Source organism: Arthrobacter sp. TE12231 (assembly GCF_054062895.1).
This window is the reverse complement of the sequence record NZ_JBSSFS010000001.1, coordinates 384,136-409,550: the sequence shown is the minus strand read 5'-3', so window position 1 is coordinate 409,550 and position 25,415 is coordinate 384,136. Positions and strand designations below refer to the sequence as shown.

25 protein-coding genes are annotated in these 25,415 nt (G+C 65.1%); 14 read left to right on the top strand and 11 right to left on the bottom strand.

Annotated features, from left to right (window positions below):
* Nucleotides 1-2 precede the first annotated feature (2 nt).
* The 7 genes from ACVWYS_RS01805 to ACVWYS_RS01775 are packed head-to-tail and all read left to right on the top strand — an operon-like array spanning nucleotide 3 to nucleotide 7,148.
* Nucleotides 3-1,070 (top strand): galactitol-1-phosphate 5-dehydrogenase, encoded by a 1,068-nt coding sequence (locus tag ACVWYS_RS01805; RefSeq protein ID WP_456509265.1) that lies wholly within the window; start codon nucleotides 3-5, stop codon nucleotides 1,068-1,070.
* Nucleotides 1,067-2,116 carry a zinc-dependent dehydrogenase gene (locus tag ACVWYS_RS01800; protein ID WP_456509264.1) on the top strand — a complete coding sequence of 350 codons (1,050 nt, stop codon included), beginning with the start codon at nucleotides 1,067-1,069 and terminating at the stop codon, nucleotides 2,114-2,116. The genes ACVWYS_RS01805 and ACVWYS_RS01800 overlap by 4 nt, the downstream gene beginning before the upstream one ends.
* Nucleotides 2,117-2,158: 42 nt before the next feature.
* Nucleotides 2,159-3,688: a glycerol kinase GlpK gene (gene glpK, locus ACVWYS_RS01795; RefSeq protein WP_344366811.1), complete on the top strand. Its 1,530-nt coding sequence runs from the start codon at nucleotides 2,159-2,161 to the stop codon at nucleotides 3,686-3,688.
* 9 nt (nucleotides 3,689-3,697) lie between these two features.
* Entirely contained in the window at nucleotides 3,698-4,660 is a 963-nt protein-coding gene (locus ACVWYS_RS01790; protein ID WP_456509263.1) for a shikimate dehydrogenase family protein, read from the top strand.
* Entirely contained in the window at nucleotides 4,657-5,247 is a 591-nt protein-coding gene (locus ACVWYS_RS01785) for a glucose-6-phosphate isomerase (RefSeq protein ID WP_344366816.1), read from the top strand. Before ACVWYS_RS01790 ends, ACVWYS_RS01785 begins: the two co-directional genes overlap by 4 nt.
* Before the next feature lie 53 nt (nucleotides 5,248-5,300).
* On the top strand, nucleotides 5,301-6,212 hold the full coding sequence (locus tag ACVWYS_RS01780; protein ID WP_456509262.1) for a phosphoglycerate dehydrogenase: 912 nt from the start codon (nucleotides 5,301-5,303) through the stop codon (nucleotides 6,210-6,212).
* A gap of 15 nt (nucleotides 6,213-6,227) precedes the next feature.
* Entirely contained in the window at nucleotides 6,228-7,148 is a 921-nt protein-coding gene (locus ACVWYS_RS01775; RefSeq protein ID WP_344366820.1) for a MurR/RpiR family transcriptional regulator, read from the top strand.
* A 131-nt stretch (nucleotides 7,149-7,279) separates the two neighbouring features.
* Here the strand turns inward: ACVWYS_RS01775 and ACVWYS_RS01770 are convergent, their stop codons facing one another.
* Nucleotides 7,280-7,966: an HAD family hydrolase gene (locus ACVWYS_RS01770; protein ID WP_344367150.1), complete on the bottom strand. Its 687-nt coding sequence runs from the start codon at nucleotides 7,964-7,966 to the stop codon at nucleotides 7,280-7,282.
* 377 nt (nucleotides 7,967-8,343) lie between these two features.
* Between ACVWYS_RS01770 and arfB the strand changes: the two genes are divergently transcribed.
* Together arfB and ACVWYS_RS01760 are read left to right on the top strand one after the other, a co-directional pair.
* Nucleotides 8,344-8,766 carry an alternative ribosome rescue aminoacyl-tRNA hydrolase ArfB gene (gene arfB, locus ACVWYS_RS01765; RefSeq protein ID WP_456509261.1) on the top strand — a complete coding sequence of 141 codons (423 nt, stop codon included), beginning with the start codon at nucleotides 8,344-8,346 and terminating at the stop codon, nucleotides 8,764-8,766.
* Nucleotides 8,763-9,149: a substrate-binding domain-containing protein gene (locus tag ACVWYS_RS01760; protein WP_456510269.1), complete on the top strand. Its 387-nt coding sequence runs from the start codon at nucleotides 8,763-8,765 to the stop codon at nucleotides 9,147-9,149. The genes arfB and ACVWYS_RS01760 overlap by 4 nt, the downstream gene beginning before the upstream one ends.
* Here the strand turns inward: ACVWYS_RS01760 and ACVWYS_RS01755 are convergent.
* Entirely contained in the window at nucleotides 9,146-9,739 is a 594-nt protein-coding gene (locus ACVWYS_RS01755) for a DnaJ family domain-containing protein (RefSeq protein WP_456509260.1), read from the bottom strand. The genes ACVWYS_RS01760 and ACVWYS_RS01755 overlap by 4 nt on opposite strands.
* 271 nt (nucleotides 9,740-10,010) lie before the next feature.
* Between ACVWYS_RS01755 and ACVWYS_RS01750 the strand changes: the two genes are divergently transcribed.
* Both ACVWYS_RS01750 and ACVWYS_RS01745 read left to right on the top strand, forming a co-directional pair.
* Nucleotides 10,011-10,244: a hypothetical protein gene (locus ACVWYS_RS01750; RefSeq protein ID WP_456508238.1), complete on the top strand. Its 234-nt coding sequence runs from the start codon at nucleotides 10,011-10,013 to the stop codon at nucleotides 10,242-10,244.
* A 213-nt stretch (nucleotides 10,245-10,457) separates the two neighbouring features.
* The gene (locus tag ACVWYS_RS01745; RefSeq protein WP_456509259.1) at nucleotides 10,458-12,485 is read left to right on the top strand and encodes a glycosyltransferase family 2 protein; all 2,028 of its coding nucleotides are present in this window, start codon (nucleotides 10,458-10,460) and stop codon (nucleotides 12,483-12,485) included.
* Nucleotides 12,486-12,526: 41 nt separating this feature from the next.
* Here ACVWYS_RS01745 and ACVWYS_RS01740 read toward each other — a convergent pair whose 3' ends face one another.
* The 4 genes from ACVWYS_RS01740 to ACVWYS_RS01725 all read right to left on the bottom strand — a co-directional run bounded on the left by ACVWYS_RS01740 (nucleotide 12,527) and on the right by ACVWYS_RS01725 (nucleotide 17,886).
* Nucleotides 12,527-13,417: an NAD(P)-dependent oxidoreductase gene (locus ACVWYS_RS01740; protein ID WP_456509258.1), complete on the bottom strand. Its 891-nt coding sequence runs from the start codon at nucleotides 13,415-13,417 to the stop codon at nucleotides 12,527-12,529.
* Nucleotides 13,418-13,435: 18 nt separating this feature from the next.
* Nucleotides 13,436-15,355: a TRAP transporter large permease gene (locus ACVWYS_RS01735; protein WP_456509257.1), complete on the bottom strand. Its 1,920-nt coding sequence runs from the start codon at nucleotides 15,353-15,355 to the stop codon at nucleotides 13,436-13,438.
* 80 nt (nucleotides 15,356-15,435) lie between these two features.
* Nucleotides 15,436-16,470, bottom strand: coding sequence for a DctP family TRAP transporter solute-binding subunit (locus ACVWYS_RS01730; protein WP_456509256.1), 1,035 nt, complete (start codon nucleotides 16,468-16,470; stop codon nucleotides 15,436-15,438).
* Between the two features lie 60 nt (nucleotides 16,471-16,530).
* Entirely contained in the window at nucleotides 16,531-17,886 is a 1,356-nt protein-coding gene (locus ACVWYS_RS01725) for an NAD(P)H-dependent oxidoreductase (protein ID WP_456509255.1), read from the bottom strand.
* 240 nt (nucleotides 17,887-18,126) lie between these two features.
* Here ACVWYS_RS01725 and ACVWYS_RS01720 point away from each other — a divergent pair, with 240 nt between their 5' ends.
* Nucleotides 18,127-19,161, top strand: a complete 1,035-nt coding sequence (locus ACVWYS_RS01720) for a LacI family DNA-binding transcriptional regulator (RefSeq protein ID WP_456509254.1) — start codon at nucleotides 18,127-18,129, stop codon at nucleotides 19,159-19,161.
* Between the two features lie 24 nt (nucleotides 19,162-19,185).
* Complete coding sequence (locus ACVWYS_RS01715; RefSeq protein ID WP_344366848.1) at nucleotides 19,186-19,497, top strand: putative quinol monooxygenase; 312 nt, start codon at nucleotides 19,186-19,188, stop codon at nucleotides 19,495-19,497.
* Here the strand turns inward: ACVWYS_RS01715 and ACVWYS_RS01710 are convergent.
* The 5 genes from ACVWYS_RS01710 to ACVWYS_RS01690 all read right to left on the bottom strand — a co-directional run bounded on the left by ACVWYS_RS01710 (nucleotide 19,494) and on the right by ACVWYS_RS01690 (nucleotide 24,713).
* Entirely contained in the window at nucleotides 19,494-20,417 is a 924-nt protein-coding gene (locus tag ACVWYS_RS01710) for an MBL fold metallo-hydrolase (protein WP_456509253.1), read from the bottom strand. The two genes, ACVWYS_RS01715 and ACVWYS_RS01710, sit on opposite strands and share 4 nt — an antisense overlap.
* Before the next feature lie 9 nt (nucleotides 20,418-20,426).
* Nucleotides 20,427-22,115 carry a long-chain-fatty-acid--CoA ligase gene (locus ACVWYS_RS01705; protein ID WP_456509252.1) on the bottom strand — a complete coding sequence of 563 codons (1,689 nt, stop codon included), beginning with the start codon at nucleotides 22,113-22,115 and terminating at the stop codon, nucleotides 20,427-20,429.
* A gap of 79 nt (nucleotides 22,116-22,194) precedes the next feature.
* On the bottom strand, nucleotides 22,195-23,211 hold the full coding sequence (locus tag ACVWYS_RS01700) for an MFS transporter (RefSeq protein ID WP_456510268.1): 1,017 nt from the start codon (nucleotides 23,209-23,211) through the stop codon (nucleotides 22,195-22,197).
* Nucleotides 23,184-23,435 (bottom strand): hypothetical protein, encoded by a 252-nt coding sequence (locus ACVWYS_RS01695; RefSeq protein ID WP_456509251.1) that lies wholly within the window; start codon nucleotides 23,433-23,435, stop codon nucleotides 23,184-23,186. Before ACVWYS_RS01695 ends, ACVWYS_RS01700 begins: the two co-directional genes overlap by 28 nt.
* A 354-nt stretch (nucleotides 23,436-23,789) precedes the next feature.
* Entirely contained in the window at nucleotides 23,790-24,713 is a 924-nt protein-coding gene (locus tag ACVWYS_RS01690) for a TM2 domain-containing protein (RefSeq protein ID WP_456509250.1), read from the bottom strand.
* Nucleotides 24,714-25,088: 375 nt separating this feature from the next.
* Here ACVWYS_RS01690 and ACVWYS_RS01685 point away from each other — a divergent pair, with 375 nt between their 5' ends.
* Nucleotides 25,089-25,391, top strand: a complete 303-nt coding sequence (locus tag ACVWYS_RS01685) for a hypothetical protein (RefSeq protein WP_344366859.1) — start codon at nucleotides 25,089-25,091, stop codon at nucleotides 25,389-25,391.
* Nucleotides 25,392-25,415: the final 24 nt, after the last annotated feature.

Below are 25,415 nucleotides of genomic sequence, written 5' to 3'. Positions count from 1 at the left end.
CCATGAAAGCTGCCATCCTTAACGGACTCAACGATCTGGAATACGCGGACATCCCGGATCCAGACCCGGTCGGGGACAACCCCGTGCTGGTGCGTGTCGGCGCCGTCGGAGTCTGCGGATCCGATGTGCTCCGTTACGGGCACGGCAAGGCGTATCACTACCCCCTGGTGCTCGGACATGAGTTTTCGGCCATCGTCGAGGAAGCCCCGCACAGCCCCGGCCTTACGCCGGGGGACCGCGCGGCGGTCTTTCCGCTGCTGCACAGGCACGATGACCCGATGTCCGAGATCGGCGAATATGCGCTGGGCACCGGATACGACTACTTCGGCTCCCGCAGGCACGGTGCCATGTCCGAGAGGATGTGGGTGCCAGAGCGCAGCATCTTCCGCGTTCCAAACGACATGCCCCTCACCCACGCGGCCATGGTGGAACCTGCCGGAGTTGCCCTGCACGCCATGCTGAAGGTGCAGATCCCCACCCATGCCACGGCCCTGGTGATTGGAGCCGGCCCCATCGGCGCCCTCGCCGCGCAGTGGCTGCGGATTCTGGGCTGTTCCCGTGTCCTGGTGGCCGATATCGACGACCGTAAGCTGGAGATCATGACCGGCCTCGGCTTCGAGACTCTCGATGCCAAAACGGGTGACACGGCCGAACTTGCCAAGACAGCCACCGGCGGGTGGGGTCCGCAGATCGCCGTCGAGGCGACTGGAAATCCGAACGCGCTGGTCCAGGCGATCGACGCAGCGTCAGTCCAGGGGCAGGTGGTCCTTCTCGGGGACCTGAGCGGGGACCTGCATCTGGCCAAGGCCGCCGTCTCCTCGCTCCTGCGGCGGGAATTGCGGCTCTACGGGACGTGGAACGCCAAAGTTGTGCCCAAGGGCCGCAGCGAATGGGACATGGTCATCGCCCATCTGGGCCGCGATCTCCACGTGGACGAACTGATCAGCCATGTCCTGCCCCTCGAGGCGGCGCCCGCAACATTCAGGAAGCTCACCGACCGGGCAATCTGGTACAACAAAATGCTCTTCGCTGTTTCGGACGAGGCGCAGGCGGAGGTGCGGACCCAGTGAAAGCAGCACGCCTCCATTCCCCGGGCAAGATCACAGTCGACGAAATCCCGACGCCAATTGCGGGAGCCAGCGACATCGTCATCAAAGTCCAGGCAGCGTCAATTTGCGGAACTGACCGGCGGATCGCCGCCAACGGGCACTTCAAACTGCAGGACGGCACCCCACGCGTGCTCGGCCACGAATTTGCCGGGGAAATCACCGAGGCAGGCAGTGAAGTCGTGGGCTACGCCGTGGGTGACCGGGTCAGCGTCACGCCGAACGTCGGCTGCGGGCGATGCGCGAACTGCCTCGTGGGCTTGAATAACATGTGTCCCTCCTACGAAGCCTTCGGCATCACCATGGACGGCGGCTTCCAGGAATACGTGCGCATACCCGGCTTCGCCATCAACCGGGGCAACGTGTTCCACTTGCCCGGGAGCGTGACGTACGCAGAAGCGGCCCTAGTGGAACCACTTTCGTGCTGCTACAACGCTGTCAGCAAGCTAGGCGTGGGGCCCAGCACCACGGTGTTGATCATGGGCGCCGGACCCATCGGCGCCTGCCACGTCATGCTGAGCAAACTCTACGGTGCCCGGAAAATCATCGTCTCAAACAACAGGCAGCCGCGTCTGGACTTCGCTGCATCCGTCGGGGCAGACGTACTGGTCAACCTCACCGAACGCGACCTTGCCACCGTGGTGGATGAAGAGACCGGAGGCCGTGGCATAGACGTTGCCCTGACGTGCGTGTCCAAACCCGAAGTGCAGGCGCAGGCGGTCCAGCTGCTGGCCACCCACGGACGCGTGAACTTCTTTGCAGGACTCGGTAAGGCACAGACCGTGCCGCTGGACACCAACAGGGTCCACTACCAGGGCCTGACACTCACGGGGACGACAGGGTCAAGCAACTCCGATTATGCCGAATCCCTTCGGCTCGTCGGAGAGCGCCGCCTGGACCTCTCGCCACTGGTCAGCCAGACATTCACACTGGATGACATCGAGAAGGCCATGGCCTACGCAGGATCGGGCCAAGGGATGAAAGCCATGATCCTTTTCGAATCGAATTAACGCGTTGCACCAACCCGCAACGCGCACAGAAATGGATCGGCGATGACGACGAAGTACATCATGGCGCTGGATGCCGGGACAACCGGCATCCGGGCAATAATTTACAACTCAGACGTGGAGATCGTAGGCGAAGCCAGCCAGGAATTCACCCAGATATACCCCAAGCCGGGGTGGGTGGAACACGACCCCATGGAAATCTGGAACACCCAACTCGCCGTGGCCCGCCGCGCGCTACTGGGGGCCAACATCGACCCGCACGACATCGGTGCCATCGGCGTGACCAACCAACGCGAAACAACAGTCATCTGGGACCGGGGCACCGGCAAACCCATCATGAACGCCATCGTCTGGCAGGACCGGCGAACAGCAGGCGCGTGTGACGGTCTAAAGGAGAAGGGCCTGGAGGATCATGTCCGCTCCACAACGGGCCTGGTCATAGACGCCTACTTCTCCGGTACCAAGATTGCGTGGATGCTGGACCATGTACCTGGTGCACGAGTCCGGGCAGAGGCCGGCGAACTGTGCTTCGGCACCATCGATAGCTGGCTCATCTGGAACCTGACCGCCGGGGCAGCGCACGTCACGGACTACTCCAACGCTGCCCGGACGATGCTGTTCAACATCAACACGCTGGACTGGGACGACAAACTGCTCACCGAGATCGGCGTACCCCGGCTCATCCTTCCCGAAGTGCGTCCCAGCAGCGAGATCTACGGATACACCTGCGACGGAATCTTCGCCGGCGCCCACATCCCGGTCGCCGCGGCCATCGGCGACCAACAGGCAGCGTTGTTCGGCCAGGCGTGTTTCGACCGCGGAATGGTCAAGGCCACCTACGGCACGGGTGCCAGCCTGGTCATGAACACCGGAGACAAGCCCGTCAGCTCGGCAAATGGCATGCTGACCACGATTGCCTGGGGTATCGGCGGCAAGGTCGAGTATGCGCTCGAAGGACTGATCTTCGTGGCAGCGGCGTCAATCCAATGGCTGCGGGATGAGTTGCGGGTCATCTACGACGCGGCCGACAGCGAATACGCTGCGATGCGGGTCGAGGATTCCGGCGGGGTGTATGTTGTACCCGCGTTCACCGGCCTGGCTGCACCCTACTGGGATCCGTATGCCCGCGGGGCGATCCTCGGACTGACGAGGGGATCGAGCCGGAACCACATTATCCGGGCCACCCTTGAATCCATCGCGTTCCAGATCAAGGACGTGATTAATTGCATGGAAGCCGACGCCGGTCTCCCCGTCTCGGAAATCCGGGTCGACGGTGGGGCTGTGCGCAACAACTTCCTCATGCAGTTCCAGGCCGACATGGTGAACGTCCCGGTCCTTCGTCCACGCCAGGTGGAATCGACCGCGCGAGGTGCTGCGCTTCTCGCGGGCCTGGCCTGCGGATTCTGGAACAGCCAGGACGAACTGCGGGACACGTTTGCGCTCGACCGGGCCTTTGTTCCGGACATGTCAGAAGAAAAGCGCTCGGCCCTGTACGCCGGCTGGCAGAAGGCCGTCGCCCGCGCCTGCGACTGGGAAGAACACGAATCCACCACCCCACCGACCACCACACTCTAGGAGCGCCCTGTGACGCTACTGCCCGCCGTCGAACCGACGATGTACTTCATCGGTGTCACGACGAACAAATCCTCCATCATGAAAGTCTTCCCTGCCTGGGCCAAAGAGCTCGGCCTGAATGCGACCCTCAAAGGCATTGATCTGCCGTTGGGCGCGCCACGGGAGGCCTACCGGGACGTCGTCGGTTTCCTGAAATCCGACCCGATGTCGCTCGGGGCACTGGTAACGACCCACAAATTGGACATTGTCAGCGCTGCCCGCGACCTCTTCGACGACTTTGGCCCCGATGCGCAGCTCTTGCACGAGATCAGCAGCATCAGCAAACGGTCCCCGCACCTCTGGGGCAACGCCATGGACGCCGTCACCAGCGGCCTGTCTCTGGAAGCCATCCTTCCCGAAAACTACTGGAAAGACTCGCCGGCAGACCTGGTATTGCTCGGCGCCGGCGGGTCCTCCCTGGCACTCACCCTGTACCTGCACCAGCGCGCCGCCGCTGGCCTCCCCGGTCCCAAGAAAATCATTGTCACCAACCGCCGGAGTCTGCGGCTCGAGGAAATGCGGGAAATGCACGTCAGGATCAGCAGCACGCTGCCGATCACGTACGTCCAGGCAACGGACGAATCGACCAACGACGACGTCGTTGCCAACGCGTCTCCCGGATCCGTGATCATCAACGCCACCGGACTGGGCAAAGACCGTCCTGGTTCGCCGCTGACCGACAGTGTCACCTTCCCCCAGGGAGCCATCGCCTGGGATTTCAACTACCGCGGCGATCTGGTCTTCCTGGACCAGGCCCGGGCGCAACAACCGGAGCAACAGGTCCGGGTGGAGGACGGCTGGGTGTACTTCATCCACGGCTGGACCCGCGTGATCGCCGACGTATTCAACATCGACATTCCCACCCGGGGAGCGGACTTTGACCGCCTCTCCGATATTGCCCACACCGTATCCCAGAAGGAGAACCTCTCATGAACACCACCCCCGCAACGACTGTCGAAGCAGTCGTCACCGACTTCAACGTGGTCACCGGACTGTCAAAAAGCAAAGCCCCCCTGCAGCGCCGCCTCTCCGCCATGGCCGAGATGTACGCCGACCAGGAGGCCGCCACCGCTCAGCTCACCAAGGAGGACGTGCTCGTGTACGAGTTCTTCGACATGGGGGTCCCATCCACCAGCGGCGACGTGGCATACGGAACAAGCATCACGTATCCGGGAAAGGTGGGCGATGAGTACCACATGACCAAGGGACACTTCCATGAAGTCCTGGACACGGCCGAAATCTACTACTGCCTGAGCGGACGCGGTTACATGCTTATGGAAAACCCTGAAGGCGACTGGCAGGCGGCCGAATTCACCCCGGGCCAGGCGGTCTACGTCCCGCGCCGCTACGCCCACCGCAGCATCAATGTGTCCGATACCGAGCCGCTCGTAACTTTCTTCGCCTTCCCCGGACACGCCGGCCACGACTACGGGACCATCGAAACCAAGGGATTCCGCAAGCTGTGCGTCGAAAGCGACGGCAAGCCGGAGTTCATTGACAATCCCCGTTGGCAGGCCTGAGCTCCATGCCGCCAACTGGAACGACAACCACCGGCCGTAAGGGCCGCATCGCAGTGACCCCCCGCTCACTTTCGGGCGGGGGACACCCGGCCCTCAGGCTGCTGGAAGACGCCGGATACGATCTCGTGTTTCCGGCCCCCGGCGCCGTACCCAGTGAGGAACAAATCCGGTCCTCCCTAAGTGACTGTGTCGGCTATCTAGCCGGGACCGAAGTCCTTTCCGGCGCGTTGCTGGAAGAACTTCCGAACCTTCGGGCCATCTCCCGGAACGGCGTGGGCGTTGACTCCATCGACCAGGAGGCAGCTGCTCGTCTTGGCATAAGTGTCGTCACGGCGCCGGGAACAAATTCCCAGGGAGTCGCGGAACTAACGATCGCGCTCATGCTGGCCAGCTGCCGCAGTATCCCTTGGCATGACACGCAACTGAAATCAGGGGATTGGAAGCGCCGGCAGGGCCGCGAAATCTCCGGCCAGGTTCTGGGTGTCATCGGGTGCGGACAGATAGGCCGCCGGGTGGCCTCCCTGGCTTTGGGGCTGGGGATGAAAGTGCTGGCGTTCGATGAATACCCCTTGGCATCCTTCAATCCGTCTCCCGATTTCTCCTGGGCGCCATTGGAGACTGTCCTGTCAGCAAGCCAGATCATATCGCTTCATATGCCGCCGGCAGGCCTCCCTGTCCTTGGCGCCGAGGCGATAGGGCTGCTCCGGGACGGCGCCATCGTTATCAATACTGCCAGGGCGTCGCTCATAGACGACGCAGCAATGCTGCAAGCTCTGGACTCCGGACGGGTGGACACTCTCGCCACCGACGTATTTAGCGCGGAACCGCCTGCACCGAGCAAATTGATTTCGCATCCGAGGGTCATCACCACCCCGCACATCGGTGGATACACTAGGGAAAGCGTGGATCGAGCCACCGAAGCCGCGGTGGAAAACCTGCTGAACGCGCTGGCCACATCGCCCTAGACCGGAGATTGCACAATGACGGAGACCTCTACAGGAGGCGGACTGCTGCACCGAATATCGGGGCGGTTGCCGTACCTGCCACCCTCGCTTCGTCTGGTAGCCGAGGCAGTGCTGAAGTCCCCCGAGCAGGCCCAGTCCATGACCATCACCGAACTCGCCCTCGCTGCCGGCGTCGGAGAATCGACTGTGTCCAGGTTCGTGAAAGAACTGGGCATCGATGGTTACAAATCCATGATGCTCGGCCTGGCCGAAGCTACCTTCATCTCCAAAGCTGCAAGCGGCGCACAGTCAACGAATTCGGAGGTCGTTTACGAAGGCGTCAACCGCGGAGACTCAACAGAAGATATCGCCGGGAAGGTCGAACGAAGCAGCATACAGTCCCTCAGACGGACCGCGAACCGACAAGATATTAAGTCCATCGAGCGCGCGGTCGACATCATCGACGCCTCCAACACCGTGATCTTCTGCTGCATGGGATCATCCAGCATCGCGGCTGAGGAAGCTGTCATGCGCTTCACCCGGGCCGGCAAGAAGTGCATGTTGTACCGGGACACGACGATCCAGGTCATGTTGGCGGCCATCATCGAGCCCGGAGATTTGCTGATCGGAATCAGCGACTCCGGCCAAAGTACCCCCATCATCGACGCGATGCACTTGGCCCAAAAACGCGGGGCGGCGACTATTGCCATCACCGGCACCGAGGGTTCCCCGCTGCACGAATACGCGGATGTTCTCTTATACACCGCCACTGTTCCCAGCGGCGGGGAACTCTACGGAGAATCCGTAACGAGCAAATGGGGCCAGCTGCTGGTAATCGATATTCTGTACGCCGCCTACGCGAGCCGGCATTATGATGCCACCGTCGAACACCTCAGGCAGACGTACCAAGGCGCAATTCGCCAATCACGAAGCAGCCCCCCGATATCTCCACATTAGTTCCTTTGGACGCCTCGGACGACGGAAATGGATCGCAGACGGGAATCTGCACTCATGCAGTGCCGGCGTCTCGCGACTCGGGTGCGGTGCCGGCACCAGGCCGGATCTTGAAGAGCCGGCAGGACCTTCTCTCAGGCCCAGCCCTCCACCCAGTTCAGAAGGTCGGTTGCTTCCAGAGATTCGCGCGTCAGGTCAGCCATTGGTTTCTGGTCCGGCGAAGCGGGTATTGCGATGACTTTCATCCCCGCGGAGCGCGCGGCGGAGGCCCCGGCCTCGGAGTCTTCGAAAGCCAGGCAATCCTCCGGACATAAGTTCAGGGCGTCCACGGCGGCCAGATACACGTCCGGTTCCGGTTTCGGATTGGCGACTTCGTCTGCGGAAATCGTGACGCTGAACCCCCCGTCGAACGCGCCACGAAGCAGCGTCTGATCCAAGATGCGCCGGGCGGAATTACTGGCCACTGCCACCGGGACTCGCGAGGAGACCGCCGCGACGAAGGATCGCGCACCCGGCATCGGCACGGCAGATTGAGCCACCATGGCCATATTGACCTGGAGTAATTGTTCAACAAGTAATCCCGGGTCCTGTCCCGCACGAGAGGCAATCAACGGCCCTATTCGGCTGGCGGGGAGGCCAACGAGACGGTGCTGCAAGTCGGCGTCGAAGAGGACGCCATGGCTTTCGCTGACAAGACGCTGGGTTTGAATCCACAGGGATTCGGTATCCATCAGTAGCCCATCGCAGTCGAAAACCACTGCGCGGGGCTGCCAGTCGCCAAAAGTCCGTGGAAAATCTGAACGAGCTGCCCGGCCGTACAGTGCGCGACGCGCGGCACTGACCGCCCCGTCGGGACGACGGCCGCACGCATCATCTAGCACCTAGAGATACTAACAAAATGCACCGCCATGGGCCCATGACGGCTTCACAATTGCTCCACTTACTCCGGCGTTTCGCCTCGCCGGAATGTCTCTTAACGTATTCCATCCGTGCCTGAACCCTGCGAATCGCGTCCGGATCGGATTCGAAGGCCGACCATAAATTGCATGGCCCATATGGCGTATGCTCGGACCACATCGAATGACGGCATCGTTCTCCGCGAGGTCAGCGCACGGACGGGCACCCGCCTGGGAAAGTTGCGCTTGAGCCCCCGCGGGGGCGGCGGCAGATTACACACAGATCGTGCAACGCTAGGTGCATGGATCTGGAGGTATCGCCCGCGCTCACGATTCCCTCGGCGGAACTCGGCTGGAGATTCTCGCGGTCGTCCGGGCCGGGCGGCCAACACGTCAATACCTCGGACAGCCGCGTCGAACTCTCGTGGAACATCGCCGCCTCGGCTGCGCTCTCGGAGGGCCAACGGCTGAGGCTTGTCACGCGGCTCGGGCCGCGGCTCATCGCCGGGGTGATCACCGTGACTGCCTCCGAGCGGCGCTCCCAGCTCCGCAACCGCGAGATCGCCTTGGCCAAGCTCGCCGCCCTCGTGGCCGAGGGCCTTGCTCCCGATGCTGCCCGCCGCCGGGCGACCAAACCGACCCGGGGCTCTACCCGTCGGCGCCTCGCCGCCAAGGGACAACGGGCCGCGACGAAACAGCAGCGAAGGCGGCCGCCCGCCGAATAACGGGGTCTCCCCCGTGCTCGTCGATGCCTACACCGACAACAAGGTGGGCCGACGTGCGCCGCCTGCTGGCCGGACCGCAGCGCCCCACCGCGATTTTTGCGTTCAACGACCTCGCCTGCATAGGCGCGCTCTCGGCCGCCGCCGACCAGGGCCTCACGGTGCCGGGCGACCTCTCGCTGGTCGGCTACGACAACACGTACCTCGCCCGCATCCGCCACCTGTCCCTAACCTCGGTGGACAACGGCAACTTCGCCGTGGGCCTGCAGGCAGGCAGGTACATCCTTGAACGGCGGGAAACCCGGGATCTTCCGCAGCGCCTGCATCTCGTTCCGACGCAGCTGGTGGTGCGGGGTTCCACCGGGCATCCCCCGGACAGCGCCTAAGCGCAGCCGTTCCAGAGCCGCCGCCACCAGGACTGGGCCGGTTCCGGCTCGGTGGGAGCAGCGGCGGCCGTGGCAGCCCGGCGCCCCCGCCAGCGGTCCAGTTCGACGTCGACGTCGCGCGTCTTGGTGATCACCGGCGGGCCGCCCTGAAGCTGCCGCCGGGCATCGATGACCCGCACATTGAAGTCCTCCACCATCTCGCGCACCTGCTTCTCGCCGAACTGGGCATCGAGCCGGGCATCGAGTTCGGCGTCCTCGGTGCGGAGCAGGATCGCCTTCGGGCCCAGGCCGGAGATATTCTCCCGCTGGATCAGGCCCTTAACCCACCAGTCGGGGTCGTACACCTCCCCCAGGCCCGGGATGGGTTTGCCGGCGTACTTGAGGTTGTCGAACTTGCCCTGCGCCATGGCGTCGCGGATCAGGTACTCGGCCTTGGCGGCGTCGTCAATCTTGGCCCGCTTCTGCCGGAGTTCCTCCTCCGCGGCGTTCAACGCATCGTTCTCCTGCGCAGTGCTGCCCGAGGCCCGCACGCCGCGAAGTTCCGCCGCGCGCTCCACCCGGCGCCGGAACGCGCTGCTTGAACCGCTCACCCCGCTGCTCATCAGCCACCACCGTCCTCGCCTGCCGGAATCGCGGATCTGCCTTTCCAGTATGAGGAACAGCAAGGCGGCGGCGAAAGGGTTGGCAGGCGATTGGACTGCCAAACTCCCTGCGCCCCGGGCCCGCCCGCAGTCCACAGCCGAGACGGGACCCTAACGCCCCCGTAACCCGGTGTTAACCCAACCGTGCAAGGCTGGGGACTTCGGAAACTAAGCATCCTTCCCATCTTTCCTGCAGAACAGATCCCGAGGAGTTGCAGCCGTGAACAGCCAAGAGCGCCGTCCGTCCGGAAGCCCCCAGCCCGCCAGCAGTGAGGAAGGAACCCGGGATCTGAGCAGCACGCACGTCACGCATGTCCGGGAAGATGTGGCCCTGGCAGGACGGTGCGCCAATGTCCACTTGCCCACCGGGCGCACCTGCACGTTGCCCGTGCGGCATCCGGGCTCGTGCAAGTTCGTCGGCCCCGGGGACGCGGACAACATCGCCGTGCACTAAACCAGTGCACTAAGCCAGCGCACCAAACCGCAGCGCACTGGGCGCCTGTGCAGCGGGTTCCGGCGCATTAACATGCGGTGATGGCTCGTGGCGCCACCCCAACAGCACCCCGGGCGCAGTTTTGTGCAAGTATTACGCCAGCCCCGGCGACGCGGGGCACTCCGCGGCTACGATGATCGGACTTGAGCACCGGATCTAGCTGAGGGAGATCACGTGTCTCGTGAGGATCTACGGCAGCGCGCCGAAAGCGCATCGGCTGAGGGACTGTCGGCCGACAAGACTTCTGCGGCGCCGCGGCCCGCACAACTTGATGCCACGGCGCTGACCCGCGCGGGCATTGCCGGCTGGGCTGCCCGTCTGGGACCTCCCGGGCCGGAAGCGCCCCGGTCCCGGCGGCTGGCCCATCTTGGCGGCCTTGCCGCGATCGCGGCCCTGGTCCTGTACCTGACATGGCGTGTGCTGTTCACGATGCCGTCCGGTGAATGGAACCTGACCATCGCCTGGATCCTGGTGACCTTCGAGGCCCTCCCGCTGGCCGGCCTCATCCTGAAGGCGTGGTCCGTGTGGAACATCGACAGCCATCCGCCGGCGCCGGTGACCGAGGCCCCCAACGGCATGCGGGTCGCAGTCCTGATCCCCACGTACAACGAGCCCATCGAGGTGCTGACGCCCACGGTGGCCGCGGCCTGCGAGCTCGCCCCGGACCATGAGACCTGGGTCCTCGACGACGGCGACCGGCCCTGGGTTGAGGAAATGTGCGCCGCCTACGGCGCCCGCTACGTCCGCCGAGACGTCCACGACCACGCCAAGGCCGGCAACATGAACCACGCGCTGGGCCTGATGGCCGCGGAAAAGGCCGCAGGCGGCCCGGGCATCGACATCATCGCGGTGCTGGACTGCGACCACGTCCCGCTGCCCACCTTCCTCACCGCCACGCTGGGCTGGTTCGAGGATCCGGAGATCGCCCTGATCCAGGGTCCGCAGTCCTTCTACAACGGCGGCGCGTTCGACGACGACGGCATCACCGGCGAGCAGGGCACCTTCTTCAACGTCCTCATGGCCTCCCGCAACGTTCCCGGCGCCGGGCCCTTCTGGTGCGGGTCGACGTCGTTGTTGCGGATGAGCGCCCTGGAAGAGGTGGGCGGTGTGGCCACCGAAACCATCACCGAGGACATGCACACCACACTCAAACTCATCCGGCGCGGCTGGCGGACCGTGTACCACCACCAGACCCTCGCCGTCGGGCTGGCGCCGGCGACGCCGGACCAGTACCTGCTGCAGCGGCGGCGCTGGGGCATGGGCGCGATGCAGATCCTGGTCCACGAGAAACTGTGGGCGGCCAAGGGTTGGATGTCGTGGCGGAACTACCACGAGTACCTCAACGGCACGCTGTGGTGGCTGGAGGGCATCGCCACACTGGTGGCCTTCCTGATTCCGGTGCTGATCATGCTGTCCGGGGCTCAGACCTCCACCGCCGGTCCGCTGCTGTTCACCGGGGTCTTCCTGGTCATGTTCACCGTGCGGCTGTGGGGCTCCAAGCAGCTCATGCGCAACGAAATCCATTGGCCCACGGCCTTCGCCCTGCGGATCTTCCGCGTCCCGGTTGGCTTGGCGTGCCTCTGGTGGCTCATGTCCCGGAACGTCCTGGAGTTCCAGGTCACGCCCAAGGGCGCCGCGGATTCGCGGCTCCGCGGCCGGACGCCGCGGATTCTGATCGTGATGGTGGTTCTCATCACCGCGGTCATTCTGTACGCGGCGGCCGGGCTGGCCGGGCTGGTTCCCTGGCGGACGACGCCCGGTTCCACGGTGGCCTCGGGCGCCTGGCTGGTGCTTGCCGGCGTGGTCCTGGTCCTGGGCACCCGGCGGATCCGGGCCGCCGAATTCGCCACGTCACGCCGCAACGCGCACCGGATCGAGGTGAAGGCGCCCGTGGAGGCCGAGGGCGTCTGCGGCGAGCTGCTGGACATCTCCGTCGGCGGCGCGGCCGTACGGTTCCCGCATGGAACGCTGCCGGCCTCGGGCCTGGTCACACTCCGGCTCCCCGAGGCCGTGCCGGTCCAGCTGCAGGTCATCCGGACCACCGAACAGCCGGACGGGTCCCAGACCGCGTCCCTGCGGGCGGCCGACGACGACTGGGCCGTCTACCGTGCCCTCTCGTTGTGGATCTTCCACACTCCCGCAGGGGCGCTGCCCGAATTCCCGCCGGGTGTTCCGGCCGCGGCGTCGCTGCGGGGCCGCTGAAAGCGCACCGTCCGGGGGAGGTCGCCGACGCCGCCACCGGATCAGCCACGGAGGCCGAGGTAGATGCCCGTGTGGTCCAGGTCGCCGCGGCCCGCGGAGACCATCGCCTGAAACGCCGTCAGGAGGCTTCCGGCCACGGGCAAGTTCAGGCCCGCCCCCGCGGCGACCTCAGCGATGAATCCGAGGTCTTTGAGCTGGTTCTTGGCCGATCCGCCGCCTGCGAAGTCGGCGTCAATCCACCGCTGCCCTTTTTGCCGGAGCACCTCGGAGTTCGCGAGTCCTCCGGCCAGGATTGACTGGACCCGTTCAAGATCCAGCCCGGAGGCTTCGGCGAGCGCCATGGCTTCTGCCAGCGCGGTGACGGTGGCGGCAACGACGATCTGGTTGCAGGCCTTGACGGTCGATCCGGCACCGGTGTCGCCGAACCAGGCGACCGTGGAGCTGTATAGCCGGAAGAGCGGCATGAGCTGCTCCACAACGTGGCGGGGTCCGCCAATCATGGTGCTTAGCCGGCCCTCTTCGGCGCCGATGGTGCCGCCGCTGAGCGGTGCATCGATGACCGTCACCCCGTGGTCCCGCTGGCAGTCGGCGGCGAAGGCCGCGACGGCGACAGGCGAGACCGTGCCGTGGATGACCAGCACGGGGTTGGCGATCCCGGCAGCCTTCCACCCGGCCAGGAGCCCGTTTTTGCCGTCCAGGAGCCGCTGAACATTCGGGAGGTCGGGCAGCACGGTCAGCACGACGTCGCTGGCCGCTTCCGCCGGGGAGGCGGCAACCCGGCCGCCGGCGATGGCCTCGGCCCTGTGCACGGTGCGGTTCCAAAGCGTCAGGGGGACGGCCGCGGCGATGATGTTCCGGGCGATCGGAGCGCCCATGGGACCTGTTCCCAGCAGGGCCACTGACGTGGGCAGTCCGGTGGAAGTAACGTTCATTGTTTGCGGTCTCCTGGCTTAGAAGGGGATGAGTCCGGCGAGGGCGGGGAGGAAGGTGCTGAACCAGGGAACGGCGGCCAGCACGAGGAGCCCGATGAACAGGGCCGCCAGGTAGGGCCAGAAGTGCTTGAGGCTGTTTTCCACGGTTTCGCGGGCGGTGGCGCAGGCGACGTAGAAGCCGACGCCCGCCGGAGGAGCGAACGAGCCGATGCCCATGGAGATGATGAGGACCATGGCGTACTGGACCGGGTTGACGCCGAAGTCCGTGGCGATCGGCAGCAGCAGCGGGGCAAAGATGAGTACTGCCGGCAGCCCCTCGAGCAGCTGGCCCATGATGATGAGCAGGATCACCGTGAACAGCATGAACAGGACCGGGGAGTCGCCGAGTCCGGACATGAGGTCGTGGATCTGCTGCGAGACGCCGGCGAGTGCGAGGGTCTGGGCCAGGGGCGAGGCCGCGGCGATGATGAAGAGCACCATGCCCGCCGTCGTCGTCGTTTCACGCAAGGTGTCACCGAGGAGTTTCTTGCTGCCGCGGCGGTAGGCGGCGGCCAGGACGAACGCGTAGGCCACCGCGACAGAGGAGACCTCCGTCGGGGTCGCGAAACCGGTGAGGATGCCCGCCACCATGCCGACCGGCAGGAGGAGAGTTGGCAGCGCGAAGAATGTCGCCGAGCCGCGTGCGCGCCAGGTGGCCTTGGGGCTGGCGACGCCGCCCTGCCTGCGGGCCCGCAGGAACACGAGGCCCATGACGACGAGCGCCAGGAACGCCGCGGGAATGAACCCGGCCAGGAACAGGGTGGTGGTGGAGATGGTCGTGATGGAACCGAGAACGAGCAGCACGATGCTGGGCGGGATGGTTTCGCCCATGATGGCCGACGCCGATAGGACAGCGACCACCTCGCCGCGCGGGTATTTGCGTTCCTCCAGCATGCCGCGCATCGTGGTGCCCACGGCGGCGACGTCGGCGACTTTGGATCCGGAGATGCCGGAGAAGATGTACATGGTGACGACGACCACCTGCAGCAGGCCGCCGCGCAGATGGCCGATGAGGGCGTCAACGAGCTTGGCCAGCGGCAGGGTGAGGCCGGCGGAGTTCATGACCGTGCCGGCGAGGATGAAGAACGGGATGGCCAGCAGCACGAACCCCTTGGCGCCTGAGGCCATTCCGATCGGGATGGCGCTGACATCGGAAATGCCGCCGAGGTAGAGGTAGATTCCGGACGCCAGGGCCAGGACAAAGGCGATCGGGAGACCCAGGAAGAGCAGCAGGAACAGCACTGCGAGCACCACGCCGAGGAGGACGTTCGGCGATGCGTAGTAGAAAAGGGGCGGGGCCAGGAGAACGACGGCGACCATCGCCGCGGCGATCCCGGCGGCAACCAGAACGGGACGGCGTTCCTGCCGCCAGAGCTTGACGAGCGCGAACCATGCGATGAGCACCATGCCGGCAGAGAAAGGCATCGAAACCCAGAACACGGGCAGCTGCAGGATCGGCGTCTTTTCGTCGATCTGCTGGGCTAGGGTCGGCACGAAGAGGGCGAATGCGCCGGCGCTCATGATGAAGACGAGCCAGTCGACCAGGGCCGCCAGATAGGGCTTCCACCCCGCGGGCAGGCGCATGATGAGTGCCTGCACCGACATGTGCGCGCCCTTGGGATAGGCGATCGCTCCGCCGATGAAGGCAATCGTCAGGAGTGCTATCTCGGATACTTCCTGGGTCCAGAGCACGGAGTCGCCGGTGATGAGCCTGACCATGATGTTCAGCAGGATGACCAGGAGCTCGGCGAGGATCGCCGCGCCCACGATCCACTCCAGTGTTCTGTCGAACCAGAGTCCCCCGCTCCAGCGCGAAGCGACGTGACCGTGGTGCAGGATCTCTTCCGCGTCAGACGGAATGACCTCCTCGAGTTCCTCGGGAGCGAGGGCGTGTTTCATGTTCTTCCAGACTGTCGACATTGAGAGCGGGAGGGCGGGCAGGGGCGGGAGGCCGGGAAGACGCTCCCACCCCTGCGGGACTAGCTAGAGGTGGTGAAGGCGATCGCCTGATCGAAGAATTCCTTGCCGATGAGCTGGGAAAACTCCGGATACAGACTCTTTGAGGCGGCCTTGAACTCCTCGAGGCCGGCGGCAGTGATCTCGTTGGTCTTCATGCCCTTGGCAGCGAGTTCGTCCAGCTGCTTCTTGGACTGTTCGGCGTCGTAACCGGTCTTGAACGTTGAGGTTTCCGCCGACGCGTCGGTGAGGGCCTTCTGCTGGTCGGCGCTGAGCGACTCCCACTTCTTCGACGACAGGGCCAGGACCCAGGCGTCGTTGATGTGGTTGGTCAGCGAGACGTACTTCTGCACTTCGGAGAACTTGTTGGTCCAGGGCACTTCGATCGGGTTTTCCTGCCCGTCGATCGTTCCGGTCTGGAGACCGGTGAAGACCTCGGAGAACGCCATGGTGGTGGGGCTGGCGCCCAGCTTGCCGAAGAAGTCGGTCCAGAGAGTGTTGCCCGGAACCCGGATTTTCAAGCCCTTCAGGTCCGCGGGCTTCTCGATGGGACGGACCGAGTTGGTGATCTCACGGCCGGTCCGGGTCAGGAAGCTCAGGGCGACGGTGTCCTTCTTGGCCAGCTTGTCCTTCAGAGCCTGGCCCGGCTTGCCGTCAAGGAAGGCCGCTTCCTGCTTGGTGTCCTTGAACAGGTACGGGATGCTGATGGCATTCATTTCCGGCACCACCGAGGCATACACCGAGGTGGACAGGATCAGGGCATCCAGGGAGCCGCCCTGCAGCCTGGTCACGGCGGCGTTCTGGTCCCCGCTGAAGCTTGTGCCGTTGGGAACCACCGTGACGGCGACGGAACCGTTGGACGTCTTCTTCACCTGGTCGGCGAAGTGCTGGGCCGAGACTCCCACAGAGGATGTGAGCGGGTCCGGAATCGACAACTGGATCTTGGCGACCGGTCCGGCCTGCCCTCCGCCGGATGCTCCGGCGGCACAGCCGGCAAGGACGGAGGCTGCCAGGCTGCAGGCCAGGACTCCGGTGATGGCGCGGGTCTTCGTATTCATGCGATGCCTTTCTTCATTGGAAGGATGTGATCCGGCGTACGGAAGCAATCAGGGAGTGAGTCAGGCCCCTACGGCAGCGGTTTCGGCGATGAACGCCTCTGTTTCGCGGCGCAGCTCAAGAGCCTGGGACAGGGAGTCGTCAATGATGACATCGTCCCAGCGGACAATGTCGCCCTTGGCGACGTCGTTACGCAGTTCGACGTGGTGGGCCAGCGCAACCGGGAGGGCGCCGGTGGCCACCGAGTGCTTAGCCGAAACGAGCTTGCCCCAGACTGTGAAGCCGCCTTCGCCGTCGAGGAATTCGCCGGCTTTGAGGTCCTTCTTCGCCGTCGCGACGACGTCACCGAAGAATCCGATGGGCGAACCCGTGGCGATCCCCCGGAGGGCGGCATTGGCGATGGAGACGTTGAGTTCGAGGCCGACGTAGTGGTACGGGCGGTACAGGGCCGCGTACTGGCCGGTGGGGTCCGGGTGCCAGGGGTACTCGTTGAAGCAGCCGGAAACGTAGCCGTTCGTGGCTTTCACGACGACGAAGACACCCTCCTGGGTGTTGTGGCTGATCCAGCTGCCGTCGCGGTTGACGCTGGACATGACATCGACGCTTCCCTCGTGGGCCAGTGCCCCGCCGACATCGCTGGGACGGCAGATTGTGGCGATTTCCTCGACGTTGCCCGGCGCAAAGCTCAGCCCGGCATCGGACGGTTCGAGCCCGGCGCCGTTGGCCACGGCGGCCATTTCGATTGCCGCCTTGGTCCCGTCCCGGAAGGACGTGTGCATGTAAGGGTTCAGCTGCCCGGAGTCGGTGAGCTCCTTCGAGAATTCCCAGTTTTCCCAGACGTTGTCGGGGTTCATTTCGTGATAGTGCTCAAGGTACTTGGCGCCCTTGCCTGCACAGACCACGTCAAACCCGCTGGTGCGGGCCCAGTCCACCAGCTCCATGATGAGGGCGGGCTGGTCGCCGTAGGCCATCGAATAGACGACACCGGCGGCTTCGGCCCGTTTGGCCAGGGCCGGGCCTGCCAGGGCATCGGCCTCGACCGTCACCATGACGATGTGCTTCCTGGTTTCAATGGCGCGGAGCGCGTGCTTGATCCCCACGATCGGGTTGCCGGTAGCCTCGACGATCACGTCGATGTCGACGTCGAACAGCTCGTCCGCGTTGGCAACAATCGCCGTCGTGCGGTTTGTGAGCGCCGTGGCGATGTCGGGGGCGATCTGCTCTGCGGGCCAGTCGACCAGCGCGAAGGCGCCTTCGGCGCGTTTGACGTTGATGTCCGCGATGGCGACGACGTGGATGCCGGGGATGTTGTTGGCCTGGGCAAGGTACATGGTGCCGTAGCGGCCGGCGCCGATCAGGCCGACCCGGATGGGGCGGCCTTCCTGTTCACGGTCGGTGAGGAGTTTGTGAAGATTCACTGGAGTCTCTCTGGTAGGGGTGCGAAGCGAAGAGACACCCTTCCGCCGTAGCGGATGGCACAACTTCCTTGTCGCGGTTTGGCTTGAAATTTACCCGAAGTGGAACCGGTTCCACTTTTGTACCACCCGGTGCTAAGCTGTGTCAACGGATCCAAACGAAACGTCTTCCGCCAGCTCATGGCGTTCGACCGGAGACGCTGTGTACGAACTACTGCCTAGGATTTCCCTCAAGGAGGAGCGGTGAAGAAGGCCCCAACCATTCGCGATGTCGCGGCGGCTGCGGGAGTCTCGGTCTCGGTCGTGTCCCGGGTGCTGAACCCGGATTCCGGGCCCGTTGCACCAGCAAAGCGACAGGAAGTCGTCCGGGTCATCGACGAGCTGGGCTACCGCCCCCGGGCAGCGGCCCGCGAGCTCAGCGGGGGCCATGCCCTCACGATCGGGCTCGTTGTCACCGACCTTTCCAACCCGTTCTTCGCCCGCCTGGCCGACCGCATCGTCTGGGAGGCCCGCAGCCACGGCGTGCAGGTTGTCTTGATGACCACCCAGGAGGATCCGCACCTGGAGGCGGAATCGCTGGATACCCTGCTGGACCGGTCCGTAAGCGGCGTCATTGCCACTCCCACGGGCGGCAACATTGAGAAATGGGTGCGCCTGCAGGACCTCGGCGTGAATGTGGTGTTCGTTGACCGCACCATCGAGGAACTCGGCAACGTCGACGTCGTCAGCATTGAAAACTTTGACTCCGCCCGGCGCTCCACCGAGTACCTGATCGGCCTCGGCCATACCCGGATCGCCCTCGTTACGGGGCCACTGAGCACGTCAACGGGCCGGGCCAGGATCAGCGGTTACCGGGCGGCGCACGAGACCGCTTCGCTGCCGGTTGACCCCCTGCTCATCCGCGACGTCCCCTTCCGCGGGGATGCCGGCGGCGATGCCGTCGGTTCCCTTCTTGCCATGCCGCAGCCGCCCACGGCCCTCATCGTCGCCAACACGGCCCAGGTGCAGAGCTCGGTGCGGCGGCTTGTCCAGAAGGGGGTCCGCATTCCCGAGGACCTCTCGGTGATCGTCTTCGATGACAATCCGTGGACAGAACTAATGACCCCGCCGCTGAGCGTGATCCGCCAGCCGCTGGACATGCTCGCCGTCCATGCGCTCGAACTCGTGCTTGGACGCATGCAGGGCAAGCTGCCGGAAGGGCCCCGGCTTATCGAGGTCAAGGCCGACTTCCTGCCGCGCAATAGCTGTGCCCCGCTCGCCCAGACCGCTACCCGCTAAGAACCACATCGCGAAGGAAGAACCATGCCCGTCGTCGTCACCGCAACGTTTACACCCAAAGAAGGATCCTTTGACCAGGTGGTCGAGGCCCTGTCCCCGGCCATTGCAGAGGTCCACGAGGAACCCGGCTGCCTCCTCTACGCCATACACGAATCTCCCAACGGCCAGATCCTCATGATCGAGAAGTGGGAGTCCGCTGAACTGCTCGACGCCCACGGCGCCGGCGGCCCGGTTCAACGGCTGAACGCCTCCTTGGAAGGCCTCCTGCAGGGGCCGGTCGCCGTGATGCGCCACGAGCCGATCCCCGCCGGAACCCCGGGCCAGGGCGCTCTCTAAGAGCCGTCCCCGTCTAACCGCGCCTCAACGCGGAGGATGAAACCGGGAGACACGTGTCGGCCGGGGCGCCCGCCGGCCTCGTCGATGGCCCGGCGGATCTCCCGGAGGTCGTCGACTTTCATCTGCAGCGGCGGTTCGTCCGGCTGGTACGTGGTGTAGATGGGGTAGTCGACGCCGGGTTCCCTCGACATCTCGATGTGGCAGCCCAGGACGTACGTGACGGGACGGGTACCGCAGAACCTGATCAGCCGTTCGATGGTGCGGACAAACGCGGGCCAGTCCTGGATATACAGCCGGCCGGGATATACCGTGTCGCCGGTGAGCAGGAAGCCGGTGTACGGATCGTAGAACGTGACTGCTGCTGTGTGGTGCCCCGGGCTCGGCCAGCATTCCAGGACGCGTCCGCCCAGATCCACCTGCGCCGGCTCCACGGAGCCGCCGCCGTCGTCGCCGGAGTCCTCGTCAGGGTAGTCAGTCAACCCGAAGAATTCCCACGCGCTGTCCCGGGCCGCGTCCACCAGAACGGTATCGGGGCGCCCTGCGAACTGGGCATCTCCGGCAACATGGTCGCCGTGCGGATGGGTGTGGAGGACAAGTAGTTGGTAACCGTCGCGGGGATGCCCGGCAAGCCACCCGTCCATAAGGCCGTCGACAACGCGGCGCAGGGGGAAGAAGTCCGCGGACGCGGTGGCGCCGGTATCGATGAGCACGGCACGGGCGTTGCCGAAAAGCAGGAACATGAACGGCGCCTCGTAATTGACCGCCATGTTCTGACGCAGGATGAACGTGTGGTCGTCGTAGGCGTGGACCTGGATGTCCGGGTCCGTGTTGTGCTTCGCGGACTCGGATCCGTGGATCCAGGCCACCTCCAGATCGCCGGGGCGCGGGACGCCTGCGGTGAAGTCGATCTCAGCGTGCATTCGGCTTCCTCACAGTTCCGGCAGAACTTGCTCGCGCACCTGCTTGCGGAGGATCTTCCCCAGCATCGAACGGGGCATGTCGCCGATCGCCACGATCCGTTTGGGGACCTTGTAACCGGCGAGGTGCTCGCGGCAGTACGTGCGCAGCGCCTCCTCGTCGAGGTCGGCACCCGGGGCGAGTTCGACGGCGGCGACCACCATCTCACCGCCGCGCTCCAGCGGCTTGCCAATCACGGCGGCGTCGGCAACATCGGGGTGCAGCCGCAGCGCGGCCTCCACTTCGGTGGGCGAGACGTTGAAGCCGCCCGTAATGATGAGTTCCTTGGCCCGGTCCACGATCTTGGTGAAGCCGTCCGCGTCCACGGTGACGACGTCGCCGGTGCGCAGCCAGCCGTCGGGCGTGAGGGCTTTCGCGGTTTCCTCGGGGTTGTTCCAGTAGCCCTGGAAGACCTGCGGGCCCTTGATCAGCAGCTCCCCCGGCTGGCCCTGAGGGACCTCAACGGCCGGGTCGTCGATGTCCACCACCTTCATGAGCGTGGACGGGAAAGGTACGCCGATGGTTCCGGTGCGCCGGGTGGGGAAGAACGGGTTGCCCATGGCCACCGGCGAGGACTCGGTCATCCCGTAGCCCTCCACGAGCAACCCGCCGGACACCGATTCCCACAGCTCCACGACGTGGTCGGGCAGGTTCATGGCGCCGGAAATGCAGTATTTGCAGGACCGCAGCGAGATGCCCTTTTCCTTCGCCGCCATCGCCGTGCGCTCGTAGATCGGCGGGACGGCGCAGTAGACGGTGGCGGGCGACTTCTTCATGGCGGCAAGGATCAGATCCGGGTCGAACTTCGGGAAGAGCACCAGCAGGCCCTGCTTGCGGATGCCGTAGGTGAGGTAGAGCGTCATGCCGAACGCGTGGAACATCGGCAGGATCGCGTAGAACACCTCTTTGCGGTACTCCGCGCCATGCATCCAGGCCTCGCCCTGCAGCGCGTTGGAGTACAGGTTGAAATGGGTCAGCATGGCACCCTTGGGCCGGCCGGTGGTGCCCGAGGTGTACTGGATCGCCGCGAGGTCGCCCACGGAGGGGCGCGGGTGCGCGGGGTCGATCCGGCCGTGGGCGAGGAGCTCCCTCCATGGCGTGGTGCCGGGCGCCGGCGCGGTCAGCGAGGCACGCGTTTCGCGCAGTTTCTTCACCGGCAGGTGCAAGGCGAGGCGCTTGACGGCGGGGAACGCCTCCAGCAGGTTGACGGAGACGATGTGGTCGATTTCGACGTCGTCCGGGAAGCCCCGGACCGCCGCCACGGCCTTGTCCCATGCGATCACGATCCGCGCCTGGTGGTCCTCAAACTGGTGGCGCAGTTCCCCGGGGGTGTACAGGGGGTTGTGTTCGACGACCACCGCGCCCAGGCGAAGCACCGCGTAGAACGCGACGACGTGCTGCGGGCAGTTCGGCAGGATCAGGGCCACCCGGTCACCAGCGCGGACGCCGAGGCGGCGCAGGCCCTCGGCGGCCCGGTCCACCTGTTCGCCGAGATCGGAGTAGCTGGTGCGGCGGCCGAAGAACTCCAATGCCGGCGCGCTCCCCGCCTCGGCCACGGACCGCTCCAGCATGTCCACGAGCGACTCCGTGGGCAGTTCGATCTCCGCCGGGACGCCCGGCTGGTAATTCTTCACCCAGGGCTGCTGGTCAGTTTTCGCCATGGCCCCATCATTTCCTGAAGTTCCGGCCGGGGCGAATTCGGGCGCGGGGGGCCGACGGCGGGTGCCGGGCGGCTGATGCTCACGCCGGTACGCTATGGACGGCCTCCGGGTCCGGTACCGCGGCCTTCGCCGTCCGGGTCAGCGCGATGGCTGCAAGTGCCACGACGGCGAGCGCGGCGCAGGCCGCGAAGACTTCCTGGTATCCGAGCGCGGTCATGGATCCGAGGGCGATGATCGGGCCGGAGACGATCGCGCCGACGCGCCTGGTGTTCATGTAGAGGCCCGAGGCCAGCCCCGGACGCGGAATGATCTGCTGAAACAGGGTCAGGCCCACTCCGGCCACAATCGCAAAGAACCAGGCATTGAGGATCTGGAGCGCGATGAGACCTACGGGGTCGGCGACGAAGGCCATCGCGGCGTAGTACGCAATCCCGGCGAGACAGCCTGAGGTGATGAGGGCACGGCTGGAGAACCGCGCGCTCAGCCGCCCGATGACAAGCAGCGCGGGGATCTCAAGCGCGGCGGAAACGCCCAGCGCGATACCCGCCCAGAGGACGTCCAGGCCAAGCCGGCCGGTCACGAAGAGGCCCATGACGGACACTGCGGCACTGTTGGTGGCCTGCAAGGCGATGAACGCGAGGACGACGGCGGCGAGGCCGGCCCTGGACAGCGGCGGGCCGTCGTCGTCCGGGGTTGACGGGCCGGTCGGGTCGCTGACCGTCTGCGGTTTCCGGCGGATCATGGCCGCGGTGGTGGCAATGTTGAGCACGGCCACCGCTGCGAGGGCCAGCAGGATCGCACGGTTGCCCAGCGTACCCATGATGAGCGTTGCCAGTGGCGGCCCGGCCACCCACGCGACGGAGACGACGGCCCGGGTTTTCATGACGTCCGCCCGCGGCGCCCCCGAATGTTTGAGGTGCGCGAAGAGTAGCGAGACGCCGACTCCCGCCGGGCCGCCGAGGGCGATCAGGCCGACGACGGCGACCGGGAGCGAGGTAGTGCCGGCCAGCACGCCGGCGAGCACAAGGGGCAGCCCGGCGCAGACCAGGAGGGGCCGCAGATAGTTGTTCATGCGGTCGGCATAGGCGGGCACCAGCAGGGCGGCGACAAACCCGCTGGCGTTGTAGACGGCAAGGACCCACCCGACGTCGGCGGGGTGGCGTCATACAGCGCGACCAGCAGGAGCGCCAGCGCGGGGTTCAGGAAGGCGAACTGCAACCCCCAGAGCAGTGCCGCCGAGGACACCAGCAGGCGCGGGGGCGTGGGTGAGGCCCGTGGCGTTTCCTCGAGTCTGGGGCCGCCGCTCTGACGCATGCGCATGTCGGTTGTCTCCTGTCAGGTCGCGGGTGCCGCAGGCCCCGGACGTTTTCCCCCCGCCGTCGGTTCGGCCGGGCGTGGGCTGCTCCGCCGAACGACGGCCGCACCCACGTCCCCAAGGCTAAGCGCGTCAGTTATGGCCCGGGAGTCACTGCCAGTACCCCCATCGGCTGGACCGCAGAAGGGCTCCAGCGCGACGACTAGCAGTAACCTGAGTACTTCCCCGGGGCCGCGTGGCCATGGGAACGGGGAAGAACGGAATTTAACAGAATGAGAATTTCCGTCACCTGAGGCGGCAGACGTAGAGAGCCCCCGGCGCAGTATCCACCAAGGGCTCTCTCTTTGAACAAGAAGAAATTACGGCGTGACCTGAACGCGCGCGGCTTCCTGAAGAATCGGGTTCGTGACAATGATCGTGGACGTGCCCGGCTTGATGTCGAATGCGATCTTTCCACGTGCCTTATCCCCAACGGGGACATCTCCCGAGCCGAGCTGATCGTCGATCATCAGTTCGCTGTTGGCCGCACGCCCGTCGGCGTCCTTGGCCTTGAAGTAGAGCGGGTTGCTGGAGGTCTGGCCCTTGTCCGTCTCCCACAGCACATCGAGCACGAGGTAGCCGCCGTTCTTGGCAGCTGGGACGTACGTACCCACCGCGGCAGCCTGGCCGTAGGTAGCGGAAACGATCGTGATCCGCGCGACGTTCCCGTTGCCCATATCGGCGGTGAACGGTTCGCCAACTTTGGCGCCTGTCGCAGCTTCAGCGGCCGGAGCGGCAGCCGGAGCAGCGGCGGGGGCAGCGGCAGCCGAAGTGGCCGCGGCAGCGGGAGCAACAGCCGGAGCCGAAGAGGGAGCGGAACCTCCACGGGCGATGTTGATGATGAAGCTCAGCGCCACGAGGGCCAGAGACACGATGAGCGCGATCTTCTTGTGCTGCTCGTAGCCTGCAAGCTTGAGGCCCTGCTTGTCCGTCTGCTTGTTGGTTAGGACCAGGACGAGGTCCACGAGGGCCCAGATTCCCACACCGCCGAAGGTGACGAGCTTCAGGATGCCGGTGCCGACCTTGCCCAGGTAGAAACGGTCAACACCGAAACTGCCAAGGAGCAGGGACAGCAGCCAGGTCGTCAGGAACGACTTGCTGCTTACGCCGTACTGCTGTCCGGCCTGGGGGCCCTGGAAAGCGGCCGGAGCGCCCGGGTAGGCTACGGGGGCTCCGGGGTACGGTGCCGGAGCCTTCGTGTAGTCGGCCGGGGTTCCGGCGGGAGGGGGCGTTGGCTGGCTCATTGAGGTCCTTTCGTGGGCAGCCTGATGACAGGCCGCGCTACGGATGCGAGGTTGAAATGGTGCGATATTGCGGCTGGCTGGTCGACCAGTCTTGGGTGCGAGATTCGCAATGTGAGCGGCGTATACGCCTGCAGACTTGGCGCGCTAAGGCGGGCTCATGTGTCTTGTTCTTCCCCCAAAGTTATGCGCGGCATCGCCGCTCATTCCCAGAGAATACACAGCTACTCCGGCGTCACCAATTTTGACGGGATGTTATTTCCGGCATCGCCCTGTATTGCGTCACAAAGCCGGCAAGAGACGGCTTCGACTCCCGGTCTGCACCTAAAAGACCTGACAGGTAGTCGCAAAGAAATCACCAGTTAGCGCCACAGCTGAATGACTTGGGATAAAGTCCGGATCAGCAGCGTTTTGGCGGGATGCTTCCACGGATTACAGCACAGCTTTAACACGGCCTCGCGAGCAAAATCCAGCAGGGGAACGCCTCTGAAAGGAAAAGACCTCACGGGCAAGATGAAAGGCAACCGTCTGAACATGGCGGCAAATGTGGGGACTTTTGTCACCAGCCGCCAGCAGCTGAATGTGCAGCGAACCCTCATGCAACAGAATGCCATTCGGGCCGAGTACGCGGCAGCCCAGCTGGCCCAGATGAGGCACGAGCAATTCACCGAGGAATACTAGCGGCTTTGCCAGTGGGCAGACGCG

Bases quoted from the DNA above. Each gene is read 5' to 3' on its own strand.
- ACVWYS_RS01785 (WP_344366816.1), top strand. From the start codon at position 4,657: ATGAACACCACCCCCGCAACGACTGTCGAAGCAGTCGTCACCGACTTC.
- ACVWYS_RS01690 (WP_456509250.1), bottom strand. From the start codon at position 24,713: ATGAGCCAGCCAACGCCCCCTCCCGCCGGAACCCCGGCCGACTACACG.
- arfB (WP_456509261.1), top strand. From the start codon at position 8,344: ATGGATCTGGAGGTATCGCCCGCGCTCACGATTCCCTCGGCGGAACTC.
- ACVWYS_RS01710 (WP_456509253.1), bottom strand. From the start codon at position 20,417: ATGCACGCTGAGATCGACTTCACCGCAGGCGTCCCGCGCCCCGGCGAT.
- ACVWYS_RS01740 (WP_456509258.1), bottom strand. From the start codon at position 13,417: ATGAACGTTACTTCCACCGGACTGCCCACGTCAGTGGCCCTGCTGGGA.
- glpK (WP_344366811.1), top strand. From the start codon at position 2,159: ATGACGACGAAGTACATCATGGCGCTGGATGCCGGGACAACCGGCATC.
- ACVWYS_RS01730 (WP_456509256.1), bottom strand. From the start codon at position 16,470: ATGAATACGAAGACCCGCGCCATCACCGGAGTCCTGGCCTGCAGCCTG.
- ACVWYS_RS01685 (WP_344366859.1), top strand. From the start codon at position 25,089: ATGACTTGGGATAAAGTCCGGATCAGCAGCGTTTTGGCGGGATGCTTC.
- ACVWYS_RS01775 (WP_344366820.1), top strand. From the start codon at position 6,228: ATGACGGAGACCTCTACAGGAGGCGGACTGCTGCACCGAATATCGGGG.
- ACVWYS_RS01805 (WP_456509265.1), top strand. From the start codon at position 3: ATGAAAGCTGCCATCCTTAACGGACTCAACGATCTGGAATACGCGGAC.
- ACVWYS_RS01705 (WP_456509252.1), bottom strand. From the start codon at position 22,115: ATGGCGAAAACTGACCAGCAGCCCTGGGTGAAGAATTACCAGCCGGGC.
- ACVWYS_RS01695 (WP_456509251.1), bottom strand. From the start codon at position 23,435: ATGCGCATGCGTCAGAGCGGCGGCCCCAGACTCGAGGAAACGCCACGG.
- ACVWYS_RS01735 (WP_456509257.1), bottom strand. From the start codon at position 15,355: ATGAAACACGCCCTCGCTCCCGAGGAACTCGAGGAGGTCATTCCGTCT.
- ACVWYS_RS01715 (WP_344366848.1), top strand. From the start codon at position 19,186: ATGCCCGTCGTCGTCACCGCAACGTTTACACCCAAAGAAGGATCCTTT.